General features: G+C 67.9%; 23 protein-coding genes. 9 read left to right on the top strand and 14 right to left on the bottom strand.

Features of this window, described 5'->3' with window-relative positions:
• Position 1: 1 nt before the first annotated feature.
• Positions 2-1,027 carry a ubiquinol oxidase subunit II gene (gene cyoA / locus CLU95_RS08265; protein WP_099792113.1) on the bottom strand — a complete coding sequence of 342 codons (1,026 nt, stop codon included), beginning with the start codon at positions 1,025-1,027 and terminating at the stop codon, positions 2-4.
• A 190-nt stretch (positions 1,028-1,217) separates the two neighbouring features.
• On the opposite strand from cyoA, the gene CLU95_RS08260 reads away from it, so the two are divergent.
• Together CLU95_RS08260 and CLU95_RS08255 are read left to right on the top strand one after the other, a co-directional pair.
• Positions 1,218-2,558 (top strand): MFS transporter, encoded by a 1,341-nt coding sequence (locus CLU95_RS08260; RefSeq protein WP_099792111.1) that lies wholly within the window; start codon positions 1,218-1,220, stop codon positions 2,556-2,558.
• Between the two features lie 94 nt (positions 2,559-2,652).
• Positions 2,653-3,324, top strand: a complete 672-nt coding sequence (locus CLU95_RS08255) for an HAD family hydrolase (protein ID WP_099792109.1) — start codon at positions 2,653-2,655, stop codon at positions 3,322-3,324.
• Between the two features lie 227 nt (positions 3,325-3,551).
• Here CLU95_RS08255 and CLU95_RS08250 read toward each other — a convergent pair whose 3' ends face one another.
• Genes CLU95_RS08250 through CLU95_RS08235 form a run of 4 tightly spaced genes read right to left on the bottom strand, consistent with a single transcriptional unit; the run spans position 3,552 to position 7,036 of the window.
• Complete coding sequence (locus CLU95_RS08250; protein ID WP_180288724.1) at positions 3,552-4,832, bottom strand: NAD(P)/FAD-dependent oxidoreductase; 1,281 nt, start codon at positions 4,830-4,832, stop codon at positions 3,552-3,554.
• Positions 4,833-4,837: 5 nt separating this feature from the next.
• Positions 4,838-5,584 (bottom strand): amino acid ABC transporter ATP-binding protein, encoded by a 747-nt coding sequence (locus tag CLU95_RS08245; protein ID WP_099792105.1) that lies wholly within the window; start codon positions 5,582-5,584, stop codon positions 4,838-4,840.
• A complete protein-coding gene (gene ehuD / locus CLU95_RS08240; RefSeq protein WP_099792103.1) occupies positions 5,581-6,246 on the bottom strand; it encodes an ectoine/hydroxyectoine ABC transporter permease subunit EhuD in 666 nt (221 codons plus the stop codon). Before ehuD ends, CLU95_RS08245 begins: the two co-directional genes overlap by 4 nt.
• 1 nt (position 6,247) lies before the next feature.
• Positions 6,248-7,036, bottom strand: coding sequence for an ABC transporter substrate-binding protein (locus tag CLU95_RS08235; protein ID WP_099792101.1), 789 nt, complete (start codon positions 7,034-7,036; stop codon positions 6,248-6,250).
• A 176-nt stretch (positions 7,037-7,212) separates the two neighbouring features.
• Between CLU95_RS08235 and CLU95_RS08230 the strand changes: the two genes are divergently transcribed.
• Complete coding sequence (locus tag CLU95_RS08230) at positions 7,213-8,022, top strand: IclR family transcriptional regulator (RefSeq protein ID WP_099792099.1); 810 nt, start codon at positions 7,213-7,215, stop codon at positions 8,020-8,022.
• 25 nt (positions 8,023-8,047) lie between these two features.
• On the opposite strand, the gene CLU95_RS08225 is transcribed toward CLU95_RS08230, so the two are convergent.
• From CLU95_RS08225 to CLU95_RS08195, 7 genes are all read right to left on the bottom strand, one after another.
• Positions 8,048-9,535 (bottom strand): NAD-dependent succinate-semialdehyde dehydrogenase, encoded by a 1,488-nt coding sequence (locus CLU95_RS08225; RefSeq protein ID WP_099792097.1) that lies wholly within the window; start codon positions 9,533-9,535, stop codon positions 8,048-8,050.
• Positions 9,536-9,549: 14 nt separating this feature from the next.
• Positions 9,550-9,783, bottom strand: coding sequence for a cupin domain-containing protein (locus tag CLU95_RS08220; RefSeq protein ID WP_180288567.1), 234 nt, complete (start codon positions 9,781-9,783; stop codon positions 9,550-9,552).
• 318 nt (positions 9,784-10,101) lie between these two features.
• Entirely contained in the window at positions 10,102-11,103 is a 1,002-nt protein-coding gene (locus tag CLU95_RS08215) for an isopenicillin N synthase family dioxygenase (RefSeq protein WP_099792093.1), read from the bottom strand.
• The gene (locus CLU95_RS08210) at positions 11,100-11,843 is read right to left on the bottom strand and encodes an amino acid ABC transporter ATP-binding protein (protein WP_099792091.1); all 744 of its coding nucleotides are present in this window, start codon (positions 11,841-11,843) and stop codon (positions 11,100-11,102) included. Before CLU95_RS08210 ends, CLU95_RS08215 begins: the two co-directional genes overlap by 4 nt.
• Positions 11,840-12,550: an amino acid ABC transporter permease gene (locus CLU95_RS08205; protein WP_056578437.1), complete on the bottom strand. Its 711-nt coding sequence runs from the start codon at positions 12,548-12,550 to the stop codon at positions 11,840-11,842. Before CLU95_RS08205 ends, CLU95_RS08210 begins: the two co-directional genes overlap by 4 nt.
• A 94-nt stretch (positions 12,551-12,644) precedes the next feature.
• The gene (locus tag CLU95_RS08200) at positions 12,645-13,340 is read right to left on the bottom strand and encodes an amino acid ABC transporter permease (protein ID WP_099792089.1); all 696 of its coding nucleotides are present in this window, start codon (positions 13,338-13,340) and stop codon (positions 12,645-12,647) included.
• A 166-nt stretch (positions 13,341-13,506) separates the two neighbouring features.
• On the bottom strand, positions 13,507-14,334 hold the full coding sequence (locus CLU95_RS08195; protein WP_099792087.1) for an ABC transporter substrate-binding protein: 828 nt from the start codon (positions 14,332-14,334) through the stop codon (positions 13,507-13,509).
• 190 nt (positions 14,335-14,524) lie between these two features.
• Here CLU95_RS08195 and fabV point away from each other — a divergent pair, with 190 nt between their 5' ends.
• The 4 genes from fabV to CLU95_RS08175 all read left to right on the top strand — a co-directional run bounded on the left by fabV (position 14,525) and on the right by CLU95_RS08175 (position 19,628).
• Positions 14,525-15,721 (top strand): enoyl-ACP reductase FabV, encoded by a 1,197-nt coding sequence (gene fabV, locus CLU95_RS08190; protein ID WP_099792085.1) that lies wholly within the window; start codon positions 14,525-14,527, stop codon positions 15,719-15,721.
• A 27-nt stretch (positions 15,722-15,748) separates the two neighbouring features.
• Entirely contained in the window at positions 15,749-16,168 is a 420-nt protein-coding gene (locus tag CLU95_RS08185) for a group II truncated hemoglobin (RefSeq protein ID WP_099792083.1), read from the top strand.
• Positions 16,169-16,199: 31 nt separating this feature from the next.
• Positions 16,200-17,423, top strand: a complete 1,224-nt coding sequence (locus CLU95_RS08180) for an NAD(P)/FAD-dependent oxidoreductase (protein WP_099792081.1) — start codon at positions 16,200-16,202, stop codon at positions 17,421-17,423.
• Positions 17,424-17,564: 141 nt separating this feature from the next.
• Positions 17,565-19,628, top strand: coding sequence for a bifunctional 2',3'-cyclic-nucleotide 2'-phosphodiesterase/3'-nucleotidase (locus tag CLU95_RS08175; RefSeq protein WP_099797173.1), 2,064 nt, complete (start codon positions 17,565-17,567; stop codon positions 19,626-19,628).
• Positions 19,629-19,758: 130 nt separating this feature from the next.
• Here the strand turns inward: CLU95_RS08175 and CLU95_RS08170 are convergent, their stop codons facing one another.
• Together CLU95_RS08170 and radC are read right to left on the bottom strand one after the other, a co-directional pair.
• Positions 19,759-20,424: a Smr/MutS family protein gene (locus CLU95_RS08170; RefSeq protein ID WP_099792079.1), complete on the bottom strand. Its 666-nt coding sequence runs from the start codon at positions 20,422-20,424 to the stop codon at positions 19,759-19,761.
• The gene (radC, locus tag CLU95_RS08165; RefSeq protein WP_099792078.1) at positions 20,424-21,101 is read right to left on the bottom strand and encodes a RadC family protein; all 678 of its coding nucleotides are present in this window, start codon (positions 21,099-21,101) and stop codon (positions 20,424-20,426) included. The genes CLU95_RS08170 and radC overlap by 1 nt, the downstream gene beginning before the upstream one ends.
• Before the next feature lie 107 nt (positions 21,102-21,208).
• On the opposite strand from radC, the gene CLU95_RS08160 reads away from it, so the two are divergent.
• Complete coding sequence (locus tag CLU95_RS08160) at positions 21,209-21,652, top strand: FKBP-type peptidyl-prolyl cis-trans isomerase (protein WP_099797172.1); 444 nt, start codon at positions 21,209-21,211, stop codon at positions 21,650-21,652.
• Positions 21,649-22,617: a 4-hydroxy-3-methylbut-2-enyl diphosphate reductase gene (ispH, locus tag CLU95_RS08155; RefSeq protein ID WP_099792076.1), complete on the top strand. Its 969-nt coding sequence runs from the start codon at positions 21,649-21,651 to the stop codon at positions 22,615-22,617. The genes CLU95_RS08160 and ispH overlap by 4 nt, the downstream gene beginning before the upstream one ends.
• Positions 22,618-22,619: the final 2 nt, after the last annotated feature.

Below are 22,619 nucleotides of genomic sequence, written 5' to 3'. Positions count from 1 at the left end.
CTTATTCTTCGGTGGTGCACATCGCGGTGACGTACTTGCGCTTGGGCGTGTCGAGGGAGTCGGCCTGCCAGGCCAGCTTGGTGGCGACGTTGAACGCGCCGGGCTTGCCCAGGCCGCCGTCGGCGTCGATGGCCATCATTTCCTTCATGCACATCTTGTTGCGGTCGACGCACAGGTTCAGGATGGCGTCGTACAGGGCGGGATCGACCGCGGCGTAGTGGCGCACGGGCTCGCGCTCGCTCGGCACTTCGAGCTTCTTGTATTGCTCGCGGGTCAGTTCGCCCTCTTTGCCGGTCTTGACCTTGGCCACCCACTGGTCGAAGCCGTCATGGCTCAGGCCGTGGAACTTGAAGCGCATGCCCGAGAAGCCCGCGCCGCTGTAGTTGGCGGAGAAGCCGTCGAACTCACCCGGCTTGTTGATCACCGCGTGCAGCTTGGTCTCCATGCCCGGCATGGCATAGATCTGGCCGGCCAGCGCGGGGATGAAGAAGGAGTTCATGACCGACGAGGCCGTGATCTTGAAGCTGATCGGGCGGTCCACCGGGGCCGCCAGCTCGTTCACCGTGGCAATGCCCTGCTCTGGGTAGATGAAGAGCCACTTCCAGTCCAGCGCCACCACCTCGACCACCAGGGGCTTGGTTTCGGCGGGAATCGGGCGCTGCGCGTCCAGGCGGCTCAGCGGGCGGTACGGGTCCAGCGTGTGGGTGCTGATCCAGGTGATCGCGCCCAGCGCGATGATGATCAGGAGCGGCGCGGCCCAGATCGCCAGCTCGAGCTGCGTGGAGTGGTCCCAGTCGGGGCTGTAGGTGGCCTCCTTGTTCGACTGGCGATAGCGCCAGGCAAAGAAGATGGTCAGCGCGATCACCGGGATGATGATGATCAGCATCAGCACCGTCGAGACGACGATGAGGCGCCCCTGCTGGTTGGCGATGTCGCCGGAGGGGTTCAACAGCACCGTGTTGCAGCCCGCCAGGAAAACGGCGGAGAGCAGCAGAAGCGCTCGGCGAAGGGTCTTGAGGATGTGCATGCCGGGAGAGGAAAGTGCGAAGGCCGCGCAAAAATGACCCTGCAATCTACGCCGCCCAAGGGATTTCGCCTATTGGACGTTTTGTCCTATGGCGGTAAATGCAATTCGGTGAGACGCTACAGGGTGTCCAGAATTTCCCCTGTGTCGCGCCCCGGCGTGACACCCGAATTACAGCCAGCCAGCTAGCAAGATGACGACGTCCAGCATCAGTCCACAAGGCGCCCAGCCCGTGCCGCACCCGACCGAAGGCGGCGCCCGCGTCGCAGGCGCCGACCATTCGCACATCGCCCCGGGCGAGATCGCGGTCGGCGTGGTCATCGGTCGCGCCTCCGAGTATTTCGACTTCTTCGTCTACGGCATCGCCTCGGTGCTGGTGTTCCCGGCGGTGTTCTTCCCGTTCGAGCAGCGCCTGGAAGGCGTGCTCTGGGCCTTCGTGATCTTCTCGTTCGCCTTCATCGCGCGCCCCTTCGGCACCGTGATCTCGATGGCGATCCAGCGGCGCTTCGGGCGCGAGACCAAGCTCACGATTGCGCTGTTCCTGCTGGGCACCTCGACGGCCGGCATTGCTTTCCTGCCGGGCTACGCGAGCATCGGCTTCACGGCCATCGTGCTGCTGTCGATCTTCCGCTTTGCCCAGGGCCTGGCACTGGGCGGCTCGTGGGACGGCCTGCCGTCGCTGCTGGCGCTGAACGCCCCGCCCAACAAGCGCGGCTGGTACGCCATGCTGGGCCAGCTGGGCGCACCGCTGGGCTTCTTCGTGGCCAGCGCGCTGTTCGCGTACCTGTATTCCAGCCTGCCGCTGGCCGACTTCCTCGATTGGGGCTGGCGCTACACCTTCTACGTGGCCTTCGCCATCAACGTGGTGGCGCTGTTCGCGCGCCTGCGCCTGGTGGCCACCGACGAGTACGCGCGCCTGCTCGAAGAGCGCGAGCTGCAGCCCACCAGCGTGGTCGAGCTGACCCGCTCGCAGGGCGCCAACCTGCTGATCGGCGCGTTCGCCGCGCTGGCCAGCTACGCGCTGTTTCACCTGATCACGGTGTTCCCGCTGTCGTGGATTTCGCTGTACTCCGACCAGTCGATCACCGAGTTCCTGATCGTGCAGATGGTCGGCGCGGTGTTCGGTGCCATCGGCATCGTGGCCTCGGGCCTGATCGCCGACCGCATCGGCCGTCGCTTCACGCTCGGCGGCCTGGCCGCGATGATCGCCGTGTTCAGCGGCTTTGCGCCCACGCTGCTCGACGGCGGACGCATCGGCCAGGACATCTTCATCGTGCTGGGCTTTGCACTGCTGGGCCTGTCGTACGGCCAGGCGGCCGGCGCCGTGACCTCCAACTTCGCGCCCAAGTACCGCTACGTGGGCGCGGCCCTCACGGCCGACCTGGCCTGGCTCATCGGCGCGGCCTTTGCCCCGCTGGTCGCCCTGGGCCTGTCGGCCCACTTCGGCCTGGCCTTCGTGAGCATCTACCTGCTGTCGGGCGCGCTCGGCACGCTGGCGGCGCTGGGGCTGAACCGGGCGCTGGCGCGGGACTGAGCGGCGCGTTGCCGTTTCTCGAACGAAGGGGCCGATGGCCCCTTTTTTCATGGCCTCCGCGGCACAGGCGCGCCCTGGCTTAGGATTCGCCTCGATGTTCACCGCCGCCATTTTTGACATGGATGGGCTGCTGATCGATTCCGAGCGCCCCATCATGGCCGCCTGGATCGCAGCGGCCCGCACGCTCGATGTCGAGCTTTCGCACGCCCAGTACCTGCAATGCGTGGGGCTGGCCATGAGCGAGTCGAAGCAGATCCTTGCGACGCTGCTCGGCGGCGTCGCTGCCTACCAGCATGCGGCGGCGCAAGTGACTGCCGCGCTGCAGCTGGAACGTCTGGCAGGCGACGTCCGGCCGCTCTTTCCCATCAAGCCCGGCGCGGCCGAGCTGCTCACCGCCTTGCGCGGACGCGGCACGCGCTGCGCGGTCGCCTCGTCGTCCACGCGCGGCCAGATCGCGGCCTGCCTGGGCAGCCTCGACGTGCTCCATCACTTCGAGGCCTTCGCGGGTGGCGACGAGGTGGCGCGCGCCAAGCCCGATCCGGCGCTGTACCGGCTCGCGGCCGAGCGCCTGGGCGTGGACCCTGCCGATTGCGTCGCCTTCGAAGACAGCGAGAACGGCGCCAAGGCCGCGCTGGCCGCCGGGATGCGCGTGGTGGTGGTGCCCGACCTCAAGCACCCGCCCGAGGCGATCGTCGCGCAGGCCTTTCACGTGCTCGATTCGCTGCACGATGCGGTGCCGCATGTGCCGCGCTGGTTTCCGTCGTAACCCGTTCCTCTTTGCCCACCGCCATGGCGGTTCTGCGTGAGCAGGCCGCGCGCGGGTCTCATCACCGGGCCATCGCGCGCTCGAAGCGCCCTCGAGGTCTCGCTCCCCTTCTGACCCCAGAACGCTGCACTGAAGGCCGTGAGAGCGCTTGATGGGGGACGCCAGCGATCGGCTGGCGTGTTCAGTTCAGGTGCGGCCACGCGCCGCGGGCGCGTGCGTGCGTGTGCTCAGGCCAGTCGGTCGAGCAGGCTGTACCAGGCCACCCCACCGCCGATGTAGAAGCGCTGCAGCCCGTGCAGTGGAATCGGCTGCAGCGGCGTCACCGGGTACGGAAACGGCGCGCGCGCATCGGCCATGCGCGCGGCCACGTGCTTCCCCACGCTCGTGGCCAGTGCGATGCCGCGCCCGTTGTAGCCCAGCGCGATCGTCAGGCCCGGCGCGGGCGTGTGCACGTGCGGCATGAAGTCGCGCGTGACCGCGATGCGGCCGGCCCATCGGTACTGGTAGCGCAACGGACCCAGCTGCGGGAACAGCAGTTCGAGCGAGCGCTCCAGGTGCGCGAAATCGGCGGGGCCCGTCGGATCGGCGAAGTGGCCGCGCCCGCCCATGAGCAGCCGGCCCTGCGCGTCCTTGCGGAAGTACAGCAGCAGGCGCTGCGAGGTCGAGGCCGTCTCGCCGCCCCGCAGGATGGCGTCGGCCTCGCGGCCCGACAGTGGCTCGGTCGCGACGATGAAGCTGTTGGCGGCCAGCACGGTGCGCGACAGCGTCGGCCACAGCGCGCCGGTGTAGCCGTTGGTGGCCAGCAGCACCTGGTCGGCCGTCACGGTGGCGCCGCTGGCCGTGGTGGCGTGCCAGTGCACGCCCTGGCGCGCGAGCGCCGTGACCGCACTGCCACCGTGCACTGCCACGCCCGCTTGCTGGGCGGCGCGCACCAGCCCGCGCGTGTAGGCCAGCGGCTGGATGCCGCCCGCGCGCCCGTCGAGCCAGCCGCCCGCGAAGGCCTGCGTGCCCAGGCGCGCGGCGACTTCGGCGCGATCGAGCATGCGCGTGGGCACGCCGCGACGCTCCCATTGCCGTGCGCGTGCGTGCAGCCCGCCGACGTGCTTCGGCGAATAGGCCACCTGCAGCCAGCCGTTGCGCACGGGCTGGCAGTCGATGCCATGGCGCGCGATGAGGTCGAACACCAGGTCGGCGGAGTTCGACACGGCCTCGATGAGCGGCTCTGCGCGCGCCGCGCCGTACAGGCGCACGAGGTCGTCGGGGTCGTGCTTGAGCGAGGGGTTCACCTGCCCGCCGTTGCGCCCCGAGGCGCCCCAGCCGGGCTCGCCGGCTTCGAGCACGCACACGCGCGCGCCCGTTTCGGCCAGGTGCAGCGCGGCGCTCAGGCCGGTGAAGCCGGCGCCCACGACCAGCACGTCGGCATGGCGCGATTCGGCCAGCGGGGGCGTGGGCGACGCGGCCGGCGCGGTGGCGGCCCACAGCGAAGGCGGCATGGCGATGGCGCTCATGTCGCTCATGCCGCTGCGCCCGTCGACGGATGCAGCACGCGGCGCAAAAAGTCCTGCGTGCGCGCATGACTCGGCGCGCCGAGCACCTGCGCGGCCGGGCCTTCCTCGACGATGCTGCCGCTGTGCAGGAAGCACACGCGGTCGGCCACCTCGCGCGCGAACCCCATCTCGTGCGTGACGACGATCATCGTCATGCCTTCGTCGGCCAGCGCGCGCATCACGCCCAGCACATCGCCGACCAGTTCGGGGTCGAGCGCCGAGGTGGGCTCGTCGAACAGCATCGCCTCGGGCTTCATGGCCAGTGCGCGCGCAATGGCCACGCGCTGCTGCTGGCCGCCCGACAGTTGCGCGGGCCAGGCCTGCGCCTTCTCGGCCAGGCCGACCTTGGCCAGCAGCGCGAGCGCTTCTTCGCGGGCTTGCGCGGGCGGGCGCTTCTGCACGAAGACGGGGCCTTCCATCACGTTCTCCAGCACGGTGCGGTGCGGGAACAGGTTGAAGCGCTGGAACACCATGCCCATGCGGCTGCGCAGCCGGTGGATGGTGGGCGCGGCGCGGTCGACGCGCTCGCCGAAGGCGCGCACCTCGCCGCCTTCGTAAGACTCCAGCCCGTTGATGCAGCGAAGCACCGTCGACTTGCCCGAGCCCGACGGGCCGATCAGGCACACCACCTCGCCTGCGTCCACGCGCAGGCTCACGCCCTGCAGCACGCGGTGCGCGCCGAAATTCTTTTCGAGTCCGTGGACGTCGATCATGGTTTTTTTCTCCCGGCGGCAAAGCGCTTCTCGAGCCGGCGCAGGCCCCACACCAGCGGCAGGCTCATGAGCAGGTAGAGCAGGGCGACCAGCGTGTAGACGGTCATGTTCTGGAAGGTGGACGAGGCGATGAGCTGGCCCGCGCGCGTCATCTCGGCCACGGTGATGGTGGACACCAGCGACGAGTCCTTCAGCATCATCACGAGCGTGTTGCCGTAGGGCGGCAGCGCGATGCGAAAGGCCTGCGGCAGGATCACGCGGCGCATGATCAGCATCGAGCGCATGCCCATCGCCTGCGCCGCTTCGCGCTGGCCCGGGTCGACCGCCTCGATGCCGGCGCGGAAGTTCTCCGCCTGGTAGGCCGAGTAGGCAATGCCCAGCCCGATCACGCCGGCCTGGAACGCCGTGAGCTCGACGCCGAACTCGGGCAGCACGAAGTAGATGTAGAACAGCTGCACGATGATCGGCAGCCCGCGGATCACGTTGATGACCACGTCGGCCGTGACCGACAGCGCCCGCACCGGCGACAGCTTCATCAGCGCAAAGGCCAGCCCGAGCACGCTGCTCAGCAGGAACGACAGCACGGTGACCTGCACCGTGACCACCGCGCCCTGCAGCAGGATGGGCAGGAACTCCTGCGCGTTCTGCAGGAAGCTGCTCATCTCAGATGCCCCACTTGCCCACGATGGCGGCCAGCGTGCCGTCGGCCTTGACCTTGGCGATGGCCTTGTTCAGGCGCTCGAGCGTCTGCGTGTCGCCCTTGCGCACCACCAGGCACACGTCGCCCACGTTCACGGACTTGTAGCTCTGCACCAGCTTGACGCCGTTGAAGGCGGCCTGGCGCAGCTGGTAGGCGATGACGGGCTGGTCGCCCAGGCCGGCCTTGATGCGGCCCAGCGACAGGTCGCGAGTCATGTCGGCCACCGAGTCGTAGCTGCGCACTTCCTTGAAGATGCCCTTCTTGTTGAGCATGTCCAGGAACACGGTGCCCACCTGCGCGCCGACCACCTCGCCCTTGAGTTCGTCGAGCGACACATAGGGGCGCGTGTCGCTGTCCTTCACGATCAGGCCTTCGCCGTACGAATACACGGGGTCGCTGAAGTCGACCACCTCCTGGCGCGCGGGCGTCTTCAGCATGGCGGCCGAAATGATGTCGACTTTGCGCGCCGTGAGCGAGGGAATCAGCGCCGAGAACACGGTCTGCTGCACGTTCACGCCGAAGCCGCCCGCCTTGCCGACGGCGGTGACGGTGTCGACCATCATTCCCTGGATCGAGTTCGTCTTCACGTCCAGGAAGGTGAAGGGCACGCCCGTGGCTGTGGCGCCCACGTTGTAGCTCGCGGGTGCGGGAGTGGCGGCGGGTGCCGCGCTCTGGGCGCCGGCCAGCCCGACGCCGGCGGCCAGTGCCAGGCCCGTGGCCAGGCGATGAAGGTGACGAACGACTCGTTTCATGAGAGCACTCCTGAGGAAGAGGAAGGTGAAAGGATGGAAAAGAGAGACCGGAACCGATGCAGCATTCGTGCCAATAATCGATTGTTTTAAATCTCTAATCAATTAATGAAAACCACTAGTCGCGTTTTAAGAATCGATATGCGATTCGATTGAGTCTTCCCGCTATACTCGAATCCATGGACGCCCCCCTCGAATCCGCCGTTCCGCAGGACGACAGCCCCAGCCTTCTGTTCAACCAGTCGCTGGAAAAAGGCCTGGCCGTGCTGTGCGCCTTCAGCGCCAGCCGCCGCACCATGACGCTGGCCGACGTGGCCGCCGCCACCGACATCACCAAGAGCTCGGCGCAGCGCATGGTGTTCACGCTCGAAAAGCTCGGCTACCTGCGCAAGCACCCGAAGACGCGGCGCTACCAGCTCACGCCGCGCGTGATGGAGATCGGTTTCAACTACCTCTCGGCCCATGCGCTGATCGACGTGGCCACGCCCTTCCTGTCGGAGCTCACCAAGGTCACGACCGAGACCACCTGCCTCACCGAGGCCGACGGGCTCGACATGGTCTATGTGGCGCGTTTCGTGAGCGCGCAGTTCGTGCCGGTGCACATGCCCATCGGCAGCCGCGTGCCCATGTACTGCACCGCGTCGGGGCGCGCCTACCTGAGCGCGCTGCCGGAAGACGAAGCGCGTGCGCGCATCGAGGCCTCCGATCGCGTGGTCCACACCACGCGCACGCGCACCGACGTCGGCGAAATCATGGACGCCCTGCGCACGGCGCGTGCACGCGGCTACGCCACGAACGAAGAAGAACTGTTCCTCGGCGACATGACCATCGCCGCACCCGTGCTGGGCAGCCAGGGCCGGCCCGTGGCCTCCGTGCACGTGGTGGCGCCGACCAGCCGCTGGACCATGGAAGAGGCCGAGCGCAAGCTGGCGCCTGCGCTCCTGCTGTGCGCGCGGTCTCTCACCAGTTCGGCGCGCAGCGTGGACTGAAGGCCGGCGCCTTCAGTCGACTCGTCTATTTCTTGGGATGCTGGATGTCGCCGAGGCACAGGAACTTCAGCTCGAGGTAGTCGTCGATGCCGTGATGCGAACCCTCGCGGCCGAGCCCTGACTGCTTCACGCCGCCGAACGGGACGTGCTCGGTCGCGATGACGCCGGCATTGATGCCGACCATGCCGTATTCCAGCGCCTCCGCCACCCGGAAGATGCGGCCGACGTCGCGGGTATAGAAGTAGCTCGCCAGGCCGAACTCCGTGTGGTTCGCCGCATCGATCGCTTCCTGTTCCTCGTAAAACCGGAAGATGGGCGCAAAGGGACCGAAGGTTTCTTCGCGCGCGCATTGCATCTCTGGCGTGGCATCGGCGACGACGGTCGGTGCAAAGAACTGCCCGCCCAGGGCCTTGCCGCCCGCGACGATGCGCGCGCCCTTGGACACCGCGTCATCCAGGTGGCTCTGGACTTTCGCGACAGCGGCCGGCTCGATGAGCGGGCCCTGCACCACGCCCTCATCGAAGCCATTGCCGACCTTCAACGCACTGACCTTCGCCGCGAACTTCTCGACGAAGGCGTCGTAGACCGCGTCCTGCACATAGAGGCGGTTGGCGCAGACACAGGTCTGGCCGGCATTGCGGAACTTGCTGGCCAGGGCGCCTTCGACGGCGGAGTCGAGGTCGGCGTCGTCGAACACGATGAAGGGCGCGTTGCCGCCCAGCTCCAACGACATCTTCTTCACCGTCGGCGCGCTTTGCGCCATCAGGATGCGGCCGACTTCCGTGGAGCCCGTGAAGCTGATGTGGCGCACCACGTCCGAAGCGCACAGCGTCTTGCCGACCGCGATGCTGTTGCTGCCGTCGGCCGTCAGGACATTGATGACCCCCGCGGGCACACCGGCGCGCACCGCCAGCTCGGCGGCTGCCAGCGCCGTCAGCGGGGTCAGCTCCGAAGGCTTGACGATGACCGGACACCCGGCGGCCAGGGCCGGCGCCACCTTGCGGGTGATCATGGCCAGCGGGAAATTCCAGGGCGTGATGGCTGCGCAGACGCCCACGGCCTGTTTCAGCACCATCAGGCGGCGGTTGTTGTCGAACTGCGGCAAGGTTTCGCCGTTGACCCGCTTGGCCTCTTCGGCGAACCATTCGACGAAGCTGGCGGCATACGCCACTTCACCCTTGGCCTCGGCGAAGGGCTTGCCTTGCTCGGCCGTCATGAGGCGGGCCAGATCGTCCTGGTGGGCCATCAGCAGTTCGAACCACTTCAACAGGATGGCGTGGCGCTGCTTGCCGGTGGTGGCACGCCAGGCGGGCCAGGCCCTGTTGGCGGCCGCGATCGCCAGTTCGGCATCGGCAGCACCGAGATTGGGCACATCGGCGAGCTTGAGGCCCGTGGCCGGATCGGTGACGTCGAAGCGGCTGTGGCCGGCGACCCACTGGCCGTCGATGAGCGCGTTGCGCTGGAGCAGGCTCGGGTCGTTCAGGCCAAGAAGCGGAGAAGTGAGGGAGGTCATGGTGGTTCCAGTCCTCATGCCATCACATAGACCTTGCGCAGCTTCTCGGACACCACCCAGGTGCCCTGCGTGTTCGGCGGAACCACCAGGAGATCGCCCGCACCGAAGCTCAGCGTGGGCCCATCGGTTTCGATGAACGTGGCCGCGCCGGACAGGATGAACATCAGCTCGCCCTTGGGCGTGGCGCGCGCGAAGGTGCCCACGTCGCTCTCCCAGACGCCGAACTCCAGCGGCTCCCGTTCAGGCATCGAGAATTTCTGGCTCCCGCGGCTCGGGTTGTGCGCACTGGCGGTGAGAGCGAAATCCTGCAAGCTTTGCTGGGTGAATTTTTGAATCGTCATGAGAGGGATGGGTTGGAATCGTTGGCCGCAGGCCGGATGGACGGCGACGCGGCGGATTCTTCATGTCCGATTCAGTGTTGAAAATGGCTCGATATCGCCACTTGCTTGCCATTTCATGAAAGTGAATGGCGGCGCCAAGCCCCGGCCGTGCGGGGCCGATCTCGATGCGGATGCGGATGTCGCCCGTGGGAAGGACGCGTTCAGCGACCTCCCCGCGGGGTCGCCTCAGAGCACTTCGTCCCGCAGCTGCGGAAACACCTTCGACACCTTGGCCAGCAGGTAATCGCCGTAGCGGCCGCTGAACGCGTGCACGTTCGCGCGGTCCCAGCGTTCGGCGCTGTCGTCCAGCGCGTCGGCGCCGGCCAGGCCTTCGATGCGCTGCACGCGGGCCTCGAAGTTCGGGTCGAAGAACAGCGGGAACGACAGCCGGTCGCGGCCCGAGGTGTTGCGCTTCACGCGGTGCGGCGTCGACTTGTAGCGCCCGCCGGTCATGCGGTCGAGCATGTCGCCGATGTTGCAGACGAAGGCGCCGGGCACCGGTGGCGCGTCGATCCAGCCGCCCGGCGTGTGCACCGCGAGGCCGCCCACGGTGTCCTGGTGCAGGATCGTGAGCAGGCCGTAGTCGGTGTGCTCGCCCACGCCCCATTGCACGTCCAGCCCCTCGGGCACGGCCTGCGTCGGGTAGTTGAAGAGGCGGAACAGGATCAGCGGGTCGGCCGTGTAGCGCTGCGCGAAGTAGTTCGCGGGCAGGCCGAGGCTCAGCGCGATGCCTTCCATCAGCCGGTGGCCCAGCTGCGTGACGGCGTCCATGTACGCGAGGATGGTCTCGCGAAAATCCGGCACATCGGGAAAGAGGTTCGGCCCGTGCACCGGCGTCTTCGCCTGCACCAGCGGGTGGTCGGCGGGCAGCTCGGTGCCCAGGTAGAGGCCTTCCTTCCAGTCGGGGCGGCCCGAGGTCAGCTCGCCGCCGCGCGGGAAATAACCGCGCCAGGCACGGCCGCCCAGGGCCATGCGCCATTGCATCTTGGTTTCTTCGGGGAGGTCGAAGAACTGGTGGCTCAGGTCTTCGAGCCGCTGGATCAATGCGGTGTCGACACCGTGGCCCGTGACGTAGAAGAAGCCGTGCGCGCGACAGGCGTCGCCGATCTGCGCCGCCACACGTTCGCGTTCGGGCGCGCCGGCCACGAGCGGCGCGACGTCGATGAGGGGAAGGGTGGAGTCGGTCATGCGTCTCTCGAAAAAGGCGAACGGATGTCGGACAGAAACTGCTGCGCACGCGGGTGCTGCGGGCGGTTGAAGAAATCGTCGGGCGTGGCGCGTTCGAGCACCTGGCCCTGGTCCATGAAGAGCACGCGGTCGGCCACCTCGCGCGCGAAGCCCATCTCGTGCGTGACGCACACCATGGTCATGCCGTCGCGCGTGAGGTCGCGCATCACCAGCAGCACCTCGCCGACCATCTCGGGGTCGAGCGCGCTGGTGGGTTCGTCGAACAGCATCAGCGGCGGCTTCATGGCGAGCGCGCGCGCAATGGCCACGCGCTGCTGCTGGCCGCCCGACAGCTCGCCGGGCCAGGCATTGGCCTTGTTCGCGAGGCCCACGCGCTCCAGCAGCGCCATCGCGCGCGCGTCGGCTTCCTTGCGCGACAGGCCGTGCAGCTGCATCGGCGCCATGGTGCAGTTCTGCAGCACGCTGAGGTGCGGGAACAGGTTGAACTGCTGAAAGACAAAGCCGATGCGCGAGCGAAAGGCGTTCACGTCCAGGCCGGGCGCGTGGATGTCCTGCCCGTCGAGCGTGATGCGGCCCGACTGGATCGGCTCCAGCCGGTTGAAGGTGCGGATCAGCGTCGACTTGCCCGAGCCCGAGGGCCCGCACACGACGACCACCTCGCCCTTGTGGATGGTTTCGGTCACGTCGACCAGCGCGTGGTAGCTGCCGTACCACTTGTTGACTTTTTCGAGTTCGATCATGCGGGCACCTTGAGGGTCGCGGCGGGAAGGCCGCGGCGCGCGAGCCGGCGTTCCAGCCAGTAGGCGAAGCGCGAGAGGCCGAAGCACAGGATGAAGTAGGTCAGGCCCAGGATCAGGTAGATCTGCGCCGGCTTGGTGAACACCTGCGTGTTGATCTGCGTGGCAATGAACGACACCTCGGCCAGCCCGATGATGTAGCCCAGCGAGGTCTCCTTGATGGTCGAGACGAACTGGTTCACCAGCGAGGGCAGCATGCTGCGCAGCGCCTGCGGCAGCACCACGAGGCGCATCGCGCCGAAGTAGCTCAGGCCGAGCGCGCGCGCGGTTTCCATCTGCCCGCGCGGCAGGCCCTGGATGCCGGCGCGCACGATCTCGGCGAGGTAGGCCGCATCGAAGATCACGAGCGCGATCAGCATGGTGGTGAACTGGTCGGTCTTCACGCCCGTGACGCTGGGCAGGAAGAAGTAGGCCCAGAAGATCACCATCAACAGCGGCAGGCCGCGCACCACGAACACCAGCGCCGTGACGGGCCAGCGCACGCAGCGCCACGGGCTCACGCGCGCCAGGCCGAGCACGATGCCCAGCGGCAGTGCGAGCACCAGCCCGCACGAGGCCAGCAGCAGCGTGAGCACCAGCCCGCCGAGCGGGCCGTTCGGGTACTGGCCGATGAGGAAGTAGACCCAGTAGTCGTTGATGATTTCTAACATTGGAAATGGCCCCCACGCTCGGCACTGCGTGTCCTCGCTGCCCCCCGAGGGGGCCGCTCGCGCCTTGGGGCGGCCCGGCGGCGCTCGACCGCCTTCATATGGTCCGCACCGGGAAGCGGTGGTGGTACCAGGTCGCGAGCCCCGTGATCGCCAGCGACACCGTCAGATAAGCCGCACTCGCGAACGCGAACGACTCGAAGCTGCGGAAGGTCGCGCTTTCCACCTGCCCGGCCTGGTACATCAGCTCGGCCACGCCGATCACGGTGGCGATCGAGGTGTTCTTCCACAGGCTCAGGGTCTGCGAGATGAGCGGCGGCACGGTCACGCGCAGCGCCTGCGGCAGCACCACGCGGCGCATGGTGGCCAGGAAGCTGAAGCCCAGCGCACGGCCGGCCTCGAACTGCACGGCCGGGATCGAGCGGATGCCGCTGCGGATGTCCTCGGCCATGAAGGCGGCCGTGTACAGCGACAGCGCGACGATCGCGCTGTAGGCCTCGATGTGGCCTTCATAGAGCCAGGTCTTGATGCCTTCGGGCAGCAGCTCGGGCGCGCCGAAATACCAGAACAGCATGTGGGCCAGCAGCGGGATGTTGCGGATCGATTCCACATACGCAAAGCCGAGCCAGCGCAGCGGTGCGAGCGGCGAGAGCCGCAGCAGCGCCACCACCAGCGCCAGCGGCAGCGCAAAGACGAGCGAGACCGCGAGCAGCTGCAGCGACAGCCACAGGCCCGCGACCAGCATGTCGTGGTACTGGCCGGTGAGCAGCAGCGAATAGTCGAACAGGGGCATGGGGGGCGACAGTATCACCGTCGCGAGGGGGCTTGGCTCACTCCCCCGCTGGGGGAGGGTGGGGGTGGGGGGCACGGCGGCGATCGATGCGCCGCGGCCTGTGCGAAGGCTGTCAGCCCCCATCCCGGCCTTCCCCCAGGGGGGAAGGAGAAAGTCAAAAGACCGGTCAGTCGATCTTGTCGGTCTCGAGCTTGAAGTCGCGCGTCTGGAAGCCGGAGGCCGTGTTCGGGCCGTACCACTTGATGAAGATCTTCTGCGCTTCGCCCGACTTCTCGAGTTCGCGCAGCGTGTCGTCCACCACGGCCTTCAGGCCGCTCTCGCCCTTCTTGATGCCGATGGCCAGCGACTCGGTGCTCAGGTTCTGCTTGAGCACCACGTACTGCGCCTTCTGCGGGCCCAGCTTGGCGTAGCTGCGCAGCAGCGCGGCCTCGTCGTCCACGTAGCCCACGCCCTTGCCCTGCTGCAGCGCCTGGAAGGCCTGCTGGCTGGTGTCGAAGGTCACGACCTCGGCGGTGGGCACGGCCTTGCGGATGTTCGGCTCCTGCGTGCCGCCGCGGATGGTCAGCACCTTCTTGCCGCCGAGCTGCGGCACGTCGGTGATGCCGCTGGTCTTCTTCACGACGGCCTTCTGGCCGGTGACGAAGGTGGTGAGCGAGAAGTCGATCTGCGCCTCGCGCTCCTTGTTGTGCGTGAGGCCGGCGGCCACCAGGTCCACGTGGCCCTGCTGCAGTTCGGGAATGCGCGCGGCCACGGCGATCTGCTTGAGCACCGGCTTCACGCCGATCTTTTTCGCGATGGCGTTCACCAGGTCGACCTCGTAGCCGACGATCTGGCGCGTCTTCGGATCGATGAAGGTGGCGGGCTCGTCGGTGCCGAGCACGCCGACCACGAGTTCGCCCTTTTTCTTGATGTCGGCGAGCTGGTCCGCATGGGCGGCAACGCCGGTCAGCAGGGCGGAGGCGGCAAGGGCCGCGGCAAGCAGGGTGTGGCGCATGGTGGGATCGTCCTCTCTCCAGAGTGAAATTCAGGCCGGAACCATATCAATAAAACCCAAGATTATTAAATCGTCAATCGACATATGCATATGGGGCTGATGAATCGGCCTGTTGCCGGCTGGGTTAAATTCGCGACGCCGCGACGTGCCCTGCCGCCGTCCCCCGAATGTCTTACCGAGCGAGCTTTTCATGATCATCCAACCCCGCGTGCGCGGCTTCATCTGCGTCACCACCCATCCCGTGGGCTGCGAAGCCAATGTCCGGCAACAGATCGACTACGTCAAAGCCAAGCCCTCCATCGCGGGCGGCCCGAAGCGCGTGCTGGTCATCGGCGCCTCCACCGGCTACGGCCTGGCCGCGCGCATCACGGCGGCCTTCGGCTGCGGCGCCGACACGCTGGGCGTGTTCTTCGAACGCGCGGGCAGCGCGACCAAGCCCGGCTCGCCCGGCTGGTACAACACCGCCGCGTTCCACCGCGCCGCCACGGCCGAAGGGCGCTACGCCAAGAGCATCAACGGCGACGGCTTTTCCGACGCGGTGAAGCAGCAGACCATCGACACCATCCGCGCCGACCTCGGCCAGGTCGACCTCGTGGTCTACAGCCTGGCCGCGCCGCGCCGCACGCACCCGAAGACGGGCCAGGTCTTCAACTCCGTGCTCAAGCCCATCGGCAAGGCCGTGACGCTGCGCGGCCTGGACACCGACAGCGGGGCCGTGAAGGAGTCGGTGCTCGAGCCCGCCACGCAGGAAGAAATCGACAACACCGTCGCCGTCATGGGCGGCGACGACTGGCAGATGTGGATCGACGCGCTGCAGCAGGCCGGCGTGCTGGCCGACGGCGCCAAGACCACGGCCTTCACCTACCTGGGCGAGCAGATCACCCACGACATCTACTGGAACGGCTCCATCGGTGCCGCCAAGAAGGATCTGGACGAGAAGGTGCTGGACATCCGCGCGCAGCTGGCGGCCAAGGGCGGCGACGCGCGCGTGTCGGTGCTGAAGGCGGTGGTCACGCAGGCCAGCTCGGCCATTCCGATGATGCCGCTGTACCTGTCGCTGCTGTTCAAGGTGATGAAGGCCGAAGGCACGCACGAGGGCTGCATCGAGCAGGTGCACGGCCTGTACGCCGACAGCCTGTACGGCGCCACGCCGCACCTGGACGACGAAGGCCGCCTGCGCGCCGACTACAAGGAACTGGCACCGCAGGTGCAGGCGCGCGTGCAGGAACTCTGGCCGCAGGTCACCGGCGAGAACCTCAACGAGATGACCGATTTCGCGGGCTACAAGACCGAGTTCCTGCGCCTGTTCGGCTTTGCCGTCGACGGCGTGGACTACACGGCCGACGTGAGCACCGATGTGGGCATTCCCGACCTGATCCAGCTCTAGAGTGCCCTCGCAGGGATACTCGCTTTCATGCAGATTCAAGACAAACCGCCCGCCGGCACGCCTTTCGAGTGGATCGGCGGCGAGCCCAAGGTGGAGGCGCTGGTCGAGCGCTTCTACGACCTGATGGACCTCGAGCCGGCCTACGCGCAACTGCGCGCCGTGCACGGCACCGACCTGGACAACGCGCGCCAGCGCCTCTTCTGGTTCCTGTGCGGCTGGCTCGGCGGGCCCGCCCACTACACCGACCGCTTCGGCCACCCGATGCTGCGCGCGCGGCACATGCCGCAGGCCATCGGCGGTCACAGCATCGGCATCAAGGAGCGCGACCAGTGGCTGGCCTGCATGGACCAGGCGATGGGCGAGACCGGTGTGCCTGAAGACCTGCGCGCACGCCTGCGCGACTCTTTCTTCAAGACCGCGGACTGGATGCGCAACCGCGGTGAGTGACCAGACAACGATTCCCGAAAGACTGTTCTCCATGAATTCCATCGTCATCATCGGCGGCGGCCACGCCGCGGCCCAGCTCTGCGCGGGCCTGGCGGAAGCCGGGCAGGGCGCGCGCGTGCACCTGGTCTGCGAAGAGGCCTGTGAGCCTTACCACCGCCCGCCGCTGTCGAAGGCTTTTCTCAAGAGCGCCGAAGAAACCACGCAGCCGCACAAAGCCGCCGACTGGTACCGCGAAGCGGGCATCACGCTGCACCTGGGCGACGCCGCCGTGGCCATCGACCGCGAGGCGCACACCGTCACGCTGCGCTCGGGCGCGGTGCTGCCGTGGGAGCGCCTGGTGCTGGCCACCGGCACGCGCGCACGCCAGATGCCCGGCCTGCAGCCGGGCCTGGAAAACGTCGCGAGCCTGCGTGCCGCCGACGAGGCGCATCGTCTGCGCACGCGGCTGATGGATGCGCAGCAGGTCACGGTGCTGGGCGGCGGCTTCATCGGCCTCGAAGTGGCAGCCACCGCGCAGGCGCTGGGCAAGCGCGTGCAGGTGATCGAATGCGCGCCGCGCCTCCTGGGCCGCGCGGTGTCGCCCGAGCTGTCGGCGCACGTGCTGGCCACGCACCGCGCGGCCGGCATCGACATCGTGCTGGGCGCGCAGACCGGCGCCTTCGAGGTCGTGGGCGACCGGCTCGTGTCGGTCGAAGTCAACGGCACGAAGCAGCCGATCGACCTGCTGTTGCTGGGCATCGGCGCTGTGCCCGAGACCGCGCTCGCGCAGGCCGCGGGCCTCGAGTGCGCCGACGGCATCGTGGTCGACGGCCACATGCAGACCAGCGCGGCCGACGTGCTCGCGGTGGGCGACTGCACGCGCTTCCCCGACCGCCGCGCGGGCCGTGCGCTGCGGCTCGAATCGGTGCAGAACGCGAACGACCAGGCGCGCACCGCCGTGGCCACGCTGACCGGCGCCGCACGCGATCACGACGCGGTCGCTTGGTTCTGGTCCGACCAGGGCGGCCTGCGCCTGCAGATGGCGGGCCTCATGCCGGCTGAAGGCACGCCGGGCCTGGTGAGCGTGCGCCGCGCGGGGCCGAAGCCCGAGGCGTTCTCGCTGTTCCACTACGTCGACGGCCAGCTCGTGTGCGTCGAATCGGTGAACGCGCCGGTCGATCACATGATGAGCCGCAAGCTGCTCGAAGCGGGCCGCAGCCCCGCGCCCGAAGCGGTGGCGGACGCGGCGGTACCACTAAAGAATCACCTGGCGTAACTGCTGTCGCAACGGCGCTGCACGGCAGGCCCGGATTCACCGGTCTGTCACCCTGCTTTCGGAGACTGGCCTTCCTCATATCCGTAGGGAGACCTCTCGATGAACAACGCAGTGGCCGCGTCGCTGGCGCGCCTCGCCCCCATGTCCACCTGTGCCGCCGTCCTGACCGCCGTGCTCACCGCCTGTGGCGGTGGCAACGGGGGCGGCACTACCTTCCCGCCGATCGTTCCGCCCCCTGCGCCCGCGCCTGCGCCGGCGCCCGTGGCCGCCGGCACGCGCACCACGGTCGCGCTGCTCGAAACGACCGACCTGCACTTCAACGTGCGCAGCTACGACTACTTCAAGCTCGCCGAAGACAAGTCGTACGGCTACGAGCGCACTGCGACGCTCATCAACGCCGCGCGCAAGGAGTTCGCGAACACGATGCTGTTCGACAACGGCGACACCATCCAGGGCACCGCGCTGGCCGACTACGAAGCGCTGGTCAGCCGCATCCCGTGCACGCAGCCGCTGTCGATGTACAAGGTGATGAACGCCACCGGCTACGACGCCGGCACGCTGGGCAACCACGAGTTCAACTACGGCCTGGACTTCCTCAACCAGGTGCTCGGTGGCGGCCTCGATGTCGAGGGCGTGGACGGCAGCAAGAAGTGCGCAGGCCCGAGCTTCCCGATGGTGGTGGCCAACGTGCACAGCCTCAAGAGCGGCAAGCCGCTCGTGGCGCCGTACACCATCGTCACCAAGCAGTTCACGGCCACCGCGCCTGACGGCAAGAGCGTGACGGTGCCGGTGAAGGTCGGCGTGATCGGCTTCACCACGCCCGGCATCATGAACTGGGACAAGCGCTTTCTCGAAGGCAAGCTGCGCACCGAAGGCGCGGTCGAAGCCGCCAAGCGCTACGTGCCCGAGCTGCGCGAGAAGGGCGCCGACATCGTCGTCGCGCTGCAGCACGGCGGCCTCGACGGCTCGCCGTATTCGCCGACGATGGAAAGCCCGGGCCTGTACCTGTCGAAGGTGCCCGGCATCGACGTGCTGATGATGGGCCACCAGCACGGCCTGTTCCCCGACCGCGGCGCCAAGCCCGGCTACACGCAGGCCGGTGTGGACAACGCCGCCGGCACCGTCAACGGCGTGCCGGCCGTGATGCCCAGCTCGTGGGGCAAGGCGCTGGGTCTCGTGAAGCTGGAGCTGGTGTGGGATGGCAAGGCCTGGGGCGTGGACAAGAGCAAGACGCTGGTCGAGGCGCGCTCCACGCAAACCGGCAAGGACGGCGCAGGCAAGGCCGTGTACGTCGACGCCGACCCGAGCGTGGCGCCGCTGGTCGACACCCAGCACCAGGCCGCGATCGACTACGTGAAGACGCCGGTCGGCACCACCGATTTCCGCATGAACACCTTCTTCGCCGACGTGGGCGACCCGGGCGCGATCCAGATCGTGAACCAGGCCCAGGCCGACTACGTGAAGACGTATATCCAGGCCAACCTGCCGCAGTACGCGAGCCTGCCGGTGCTGTCGGTGAGCGCGCCCTTCAAGTCGGGCTTCGAGGGCGGGCGCGACTACACCGACGTGGCCGTGGGCAACCTCGCGATCTTCAGTGCCGCCGACCTGTACCTGTACCCGAACACGGTGTACGCAGTGAAGGTGACGGGCGCCGAGATCAAGGGCTGGCTCGAAGCCGCGGCCAAGCGCTTCAACACCATCGACCCGGCCCTCGCGACCGACCAGGCGCTGATCAGCACCTTCCCGGGCTACAACTTCGACATGTTCACCACGCCCGACATGCAGTACGAGATCGACGTGACGCAGGCCGTGGGCAGCCGCATCAAGAACCTCATGTACCTGGGCGCGCCCATCGACCCGGCGAAGGAGTTCGTCATTGCCACGAACAACTACCGCGCGACCAGTGGTGCGAGCTTCATTCCGGCGCTGGACGGCCGGGCGACGATCTACGCTTCGCCCGATGCGAACCGCGACGTGCTGATCGCGTACATCAAGGCGAAGAAGACCATCACGCGCGCGGCCAACGGCGCGGCGCGCAGCTGGCGCTTCACGCAGGTGACGACGGCGGGGAATGTGACGATCACGTCGGGGCAGGGGCAACTGAGCGCTGCGACGGACGCGGGGCTGACGAACATCTCGCTTCTGAAGGCGGACGATGACAGCGGCAAGGGGCGCTCGGTCTACAAGGTCGATCTGAGCAAGTAGTTCCCCGTCTTGTCCCCTCTCCCCTCGGGGAGAGGGATAGGGTGAGGGAAGTGCGCTCGACAAGGCGCGGCGTCGGTGCAAGCGCCGCAGCCCTCACCCCAACCCTCTCCCCGAGGGGAGAGGGAGCCAGTCAGCGCCGCACGGGCGCCAACAGCACCACCAGCGCCCCGGCCCCACCCTCCGCCGGCTTCGCCTGCACGAACGCGATCACCTCGTTCTTCTGGATCAGCCAGCGCTGCGTCTTGGTCTTGAGCACCGGCTGCTTGCCGGGCGAGCCCAGGCCCTTGCCGTGCACCACGCGCACGCAGCGCAGCCCCTGCTTGTGGGCGTTGCGGATGAAGCCGCCGAGCGCCTCGCGCGCCTCGTCGCTGCGCAGGCCGTGCAGGTCGACCTGCGCCTGGATCGACCAGTCGCCCTTGCGCAGCCGCGCCGTGATGTCGGTGCCGATGCCGGGGCGGCGAAAGCTCATGGCGTCGTCGACGTCGAGCAGCGTGGTCACGTCGAACTCGTCGGACAGCGACTCGCGCAGCACGCGCTGCTCGTCGAGCTGGTGCTGGAACGGAATGGGCGCGGGCGGCTCGGGCGCGAGCGGCACCGCGGCCTTGCGGCGCAGCGGCTCGGTGGCACCGATGGCGCGCGTGAACAGGTCTTTCTCGGCGGCGCGCTTGCGCTCGGCCGCGGCGCGCGCGGCAGCCTCGGCGGCTTCGCGTTCGCGGGTTTCGGCGAGCACGCGCTGCACCTGCTTGAGGTCGGCGAGGGTTTTCAGCGCGGGGGGACGGGAAGATGACGAAGCCATCAGATCAGTCCCCGTTCCGCCATCGAGAAGCTCTGGCCCGGACTCACGATGACGTGGTCGAGCACGCGCACGTCGACCAGCGCCAGCGCGGCGCGCAGGGTTTGCGTGAGCGATTCGTCGGCGCGCGAGGGCTCGATGCTGCCGCTCGGGTGGTTGTGGGCCAGCACCACGGCCGCGGCCTTGTGGTGCAGGGCGCGGGTGACGACCTCGCGCGGGTAGACGCTGGTCTGCGTGAGCGTGCCGCGAAACAGTTCTTCGAGCGTGAGCAGGCGGTGCTGCACGTCGAGGAACAGCACCGCGAACACCTCGTGCGGGCGTGAGCCGATGTGCAGCTGCAGGTACTGCTTGACCGCCTCGGGCGAGTCGAACACCGTGCGCTCCTTCAGGCGCTCGCCCATGGCGCGGCGCGCCAGCTCGAGCACCGCCATGAGTTCCGAGCGCTTGGCGCTGCCGCCCATGCCCTTGACCTCTTTGAGGTCATCGGGCGCGGTGTGCAGCAGCCCCGACAGGCCGCCGAAGCGTTCGAGCAGTTGCTGGGCCAACTGGAGCACGTTCTTGCCGGCCACGCCGGTGCGCAGCAGCAGCGCCAGCAGCTCGGCATCGGCCAGCGCGGCGGCGCCCCGCGCCATGAGCTTTTCGCGCGGCCGGGCGTCGAGAGGGAGATCCTTGAATGCCATGAAACCCTGCTGAAACCTGGGCCGGGGCGAGATGTTGCCCCGATCCTTAAAATGAGGGTCAGTTTATCGGGACACCTCCCTCCTCTTTGCCCACCTTCGCTGCACCCATGTCCCAAGTTGTGACTTCCGGCTCCTTCCTGACCCTGCACTACCGGCTGGCCGGTCCGGCGGGCGACATCATCAACACCTTCGCCGACAAGCCCGCCACGCTGTCGCTGGGCACCGGCGAACTCTCGCCGGCCATGGAGCAGCGCCTGATGGGCCTGGAAGAGGGCGCGCACGCCACCTTCGAGCTGCCCGCCGGCGAGGCCTTTGGCGAGCGCAATCCCGACATGCAGCAATGGGTGGCGCGCAAGCTGCTGGCCCAGATGGGTGACCCCGACGAGCAGTACGCCGTCGGCGACGTGGTGCAGTTCCCCACGCCCGACGGCGCGGGCAGCTACGCGGGCGCGGTCGTCGAGTCGAACGAGACCGGCGTGCGCTTCGACTTCAACCATCCCTTGGCCGGCCAGCCCGTCACCTTCGAAGTGAAGCTGATCGGCGTGCTATGAACCCGAACATCGAGGAAGTCCTTCTCGCCGAGCCGCGCGGTTTCTGCGCCGGCGTGGACCGCGCCATCGAGATCGTCGAGCGTGCCCTCGCCAAGTTCGGCGCGCCGATCTACGTGCGCCACGAGATCGTGCACAACACCTACGTGGTGAACGAGCTCAAGGCCAAGGGCGCGATCTTCATCGAAGAGCTGTCCGACGTGCCGCCCGGCTCCACGCTGGTGTTCAGCGCGCACGGCGTGAGCAAGGCGGTCGAGCAGGAGGCGCGCGACCGCGGCTTCTCGATCTTCGACGCTACCTGCCCGCTCGTGACCAAGGTGCACGTCGAGGTGGCCAAGCTCGCGAAAGAGGGCTACGAATTCATCATGATCGGCCACAAGGGCCACCCCGAGGTCGAAGGCACGATGGGTCAGCTGTCGAGCGGCATCCACCTCGTGGAAGACGTGGCCGACGTGGCCAACGCCGCACCGCTGCAGACCGAGAAGCTCGCCGTCGTCACCCAGACCACGCTCAGCGTGGACGACGCCGCCGAGATCGCCGCCGCCGTGCGCGCGCGCTTTCCGAACGTGCGCGAGCCCAAGCAGCAAGACATCTGCTACGCCACCCAGAACCGCCAGGACGCGGTGAAGATCATGAGCCCGCAGGTCGACCTCGTGATCGTGGTCGGCAGCCCCACCAGCTCCAACAGCAACCGCCTGCGCGAGCTGGCGCAGCGCCTGGGCACCGAGAGCTACATGGTCGATTCGGCCGACGAGCTCAAGCCCGAATGGTTCGAAGGCAAGTCGCGCGTGGGCCTCACGGCCGGCGCGTCGGCGCCCGAGGTGCTGGTGCACGAGGTGATCGAGCGCGTGCGCGCGTTCGGCGCCGTGTCGGTGCGCAAGATGGACGGCATCGAGGAAACCATCAAGTTCCCGCTTCCCAAGGGCCTCAAGCTCGACGACATTCCGCCCCCCGGGCACATCTCCTGAAT

Source organism: Variovorax sp. 54, from assembly GCF_002754375.1.
Classification (GTDB): Bacteria; Pseudomonadota; Gammaproteobacteria; order Burkholderiales; family Burkholderiaceae_C; genus Variovorax.
Note: the sequence above shows the minus strand (reverse complement) of the source record. Positions and strands in the feature narration are given on the sequence as shown.